Raw genomic sequence first — 2,953 nt, 5'->3', positions numbered from 1 at the left:
CAACGATTTGATGCACAGAAGCTGACTAATATCATGAATTATCCTGATATTCATAAGAAAAGATATGTAGAGATTGCTCGTTCAATATACGAAAGATCAGCGAAATTAGTTGCTGCATCTACCTTATCATCGATAGCTGTTAGATGAGGAGGGTTAAAGTTACCTGACTCTAAGTTTACAGGAATCAACCCGCTTAGTTTGTAATCAGGATTTAGTTTCTTTATCTTATCAGCATTGATAAAAGTAGCCATATTTGTACCTGTTCCAACAATCAGCCCGATATAAGCGTCATAGCTGGAATCTGTAAGTCCCGCAAATAAGCTTGCTACTGTATCATTTATCACTTTTACACCATTGAATTTTACATCATTGCGTTCATTCAGATAATCTACCAATGGCTGTCCTACCGGTTTTCCTACCATTTCTTTGATGTCAACACCTTTTGTCCATCTAAGAAGCTTGGCATCTCCGTTTTGCAGAGATTCAGCCGGATAAGAAAAACAATATCCTATAGGAGTTTCTTGATCACGCTTGATTTCACCTATTGGATCGGCTTGTTCTTTAAACAAATCTTCTTCGGTAAAGCCCGGAGTTTTCATAACAGATAAATCCTTCTTCCATCCATTTTCAGGATGAATTGTTGGTTTACCATCAACAAAATCAACTACAGCAACCCGATAGTTCGTTCCCCCTAAATCTAAAACAGTAGCCTTACCGTTCACACTGGTTGTTTTAGGTATAATGTAAGTAGGAATACACTGTATTTCGGCATTCTCTTTACTCAGACCAACCTCTACCTTGTGTTGGAGCGACTGGGCTATTTCTTTTAGTTGTTTCGATTTAAGATGAAAAATATCTTTCTTCATAAGGTATCTTTATGTATAGGTTATTTTTTAAACTCTACAAATATAACTATCTCATTTGAATATTGAGTCATTACACAGGCAATGAATCTGAATAAATAACTATTTTTAGGACATTCCAGAACATCACTTTTTAAAGACATTTTATAATCCTGCAACACTTCTATTTTTAATATTATATTTACAAAATAGATCTACACAAAACTTAAAAAAACATTACGAATAAACAATAAGGGGAAAGAAAAATGAAGGGAAGAAGACATCTTATTTAATTTTTGTTTAGTAATGCAAACAAAAATTAAAATACATCCGATGAATTAAACCTTTCCATCTATTTTAAATCGTACTCTTGGAAACTTGTATTATAAGCCCAAAATAGAATATTTACTATGAACAAAAAAACAAAAATAGGACTTCTGATTGTTATTATTTTATTTATTGCCGGAATGGCTTTTTATCCAAAGATCAAAGATTTTTTAACGACGAATGCCGATCCTTCACCAACTCCTCCGGGTAATAAAGTTACAGGCAACCGCACGGTACTAAATGTTAATGCCCAGATCTTAAAATACGGTAATCTTGATAATACCATCAGAGTAAAAGGGGTTTTGATCCCTGATGAAGAAGTAGATCTATCATTCGAGACCTCGGGGATGATAACAGAAATACACTTCAAAGAGGGTTCGAATGTAAAAAAAGGCCAGCTTTTAGCCAAAGTAAACGATAAACCACTACAAGCTGAGTTGAAGAAATTACAAACACAAATACCTTTAGCCGAAGACAGGGTTTACCGCCAAAAGGCATTATTGGCAAAAGACGCCGTAAGTCAGGAAGCTTATGAATCTGTCAATACAGAGTTGGAAAAATTGAAGGCTGATATTGAGTTAGTGAAAACAAGGATTGCCCAAACAGAACTGCGTGCTCCATTCGATGGTATCATAGGTTTGAGACAAGTGAGTGAAGGAACATATGCTTCACCTTCTATAATAATATCTAGGCTAACCAAAATAATTCCATTAAAAATAGAGTTTTCGGTAAATGAGTCAGAAGTAAATAATGTAAAGCCCGGAACGCCTCTTACTTTTACATTCGATAATGATCTAAACAAATACCAGGCTACAGTTTATGCCGTAGAGTCTAACCTCGATAGACAAACGCTTACTCTAAAAGCCAGAGCTTTGTATGCCAATCCCGGAGGAAGATTAAAGCCGGGTCTCTCTACGAATGTTGAGATAAAATTGCAGGAGATAAAGAATACTTTAGTCATCCCTAGTTTATCTACGATAGCAGAAATGGGACGTGATATTGCATACGTATATAAGGACGGCGTAGCCCACCAGATAGTACTAAAGAAAGGTATGCGTACAGCCTCATCCGTTCAGGTATTAAACGGATTAAATGTTGGCGATACTCTTTTAGTAACGGGTGTCATGCAATTGCGTGACGGTTTGCCTGTTATTATCGATAATTTTATAGAAAACAATCAGTAAAACAATTTATATAATAGCTTCGGATATTTAAGATCGTAGATTTCTAAACATCCAAAACCTCTAAAAGATGACTATATCTGAATTAAGTATAAAGCGCCCGGTATTAGCCACTGTATTTGTATTGATTATATTCCTTTTAGGATTGATCGGATATACATATTTAGGGGTGCGCGAATATCCCAACATAGATAACCCCATTATTTCGGTAGACGTGAGTTATCCCGGGGCAAATGCTGAAATCATAGAGAATCAGATCACAGAACCACTAGAGCAAAATATAAATGGGATACCCGGCATCAGGTCTTTGACAAGTAGCAGTAGTCAGGGTTCATGTCGTATAACAGTGGAATTTGAATTATCTGTAGACCTCGAAACAGCAGCAAATGATGTGCGGGATAAAGTCTCACGGGCACAACGTTATCTGCCTCGCGACTGCGACCCTCCTACTGTATCTAAGGCTGATGCCGATGCCAACCCGATTATACAAATAAGTATACAAAGCGAAAAGCGTTCTTTGCTCGAACTAAGTGAAATAGCGGAGTTGACAGTAAAAGAGCGGTTACAAACCATACCCAATGTAAGTGCAGTGGAAATCTGGGG

General features: G+C 36.7%; 2 protein-coding genes and 1 pseudogene. 2 read left to right on the top strand and 1 reads right to left on the bottom strand.

Going from position 1 to position 2,953, the window contains the following annotated elements; all coding sequences use genetic code 11:
* Positions 1-68 precede the first annotated feature (68 nt).
* Positions 69-866 (bottom strand): annotated as a pseudogene (locus LDB17_RS09305) (hexokinase); the annotation flags it as partial.
* A gap of 386 nt (positions 867-1,252) precedes the next feature.
* On the opposite strand from LDB17_RS09305, the gene LDB17_RS09300 reads away from it, so the two are divergent.
* On the top strand, positions 1,253-2,353 hold the full coding sequence (locus tag LDB17_RS09300) for an efflux RND transporter periplasmic adaptor subunit (RefSeq protein WP_252638743.1): 1,101 nt from the start codon (positions 1,253-1,255) through the stop codon (positions 2,351-2,353).
* A 67-nt stretch (positions 2,354-2,420) separates the two neighbouring features.
* Positions 2,421-2,953 (top strand): efflux RND transporter permease subunit (locus tag LDB17_RS09295; protein WP_393925004.1); only part of this gene is annotated, 533 nt, incomplete at its 3' end.

The sequence above is a fragment of the Dysgonomonas sp. Shenzhen-Wh21 genome (genome assembly GCF_043392705.1).
Classification (GTDB): domain Bacteria; phylum Bacteroidota; class Bacteroidia; order Bacteroidales; family Dysgonomonadaceae; genus Dysgonomonas.
The sequence above is the reverse complement of the archived record's forward strand: the minus strand, read 5'-3'. Positions and strand labels throughout refer to the sequence as shown.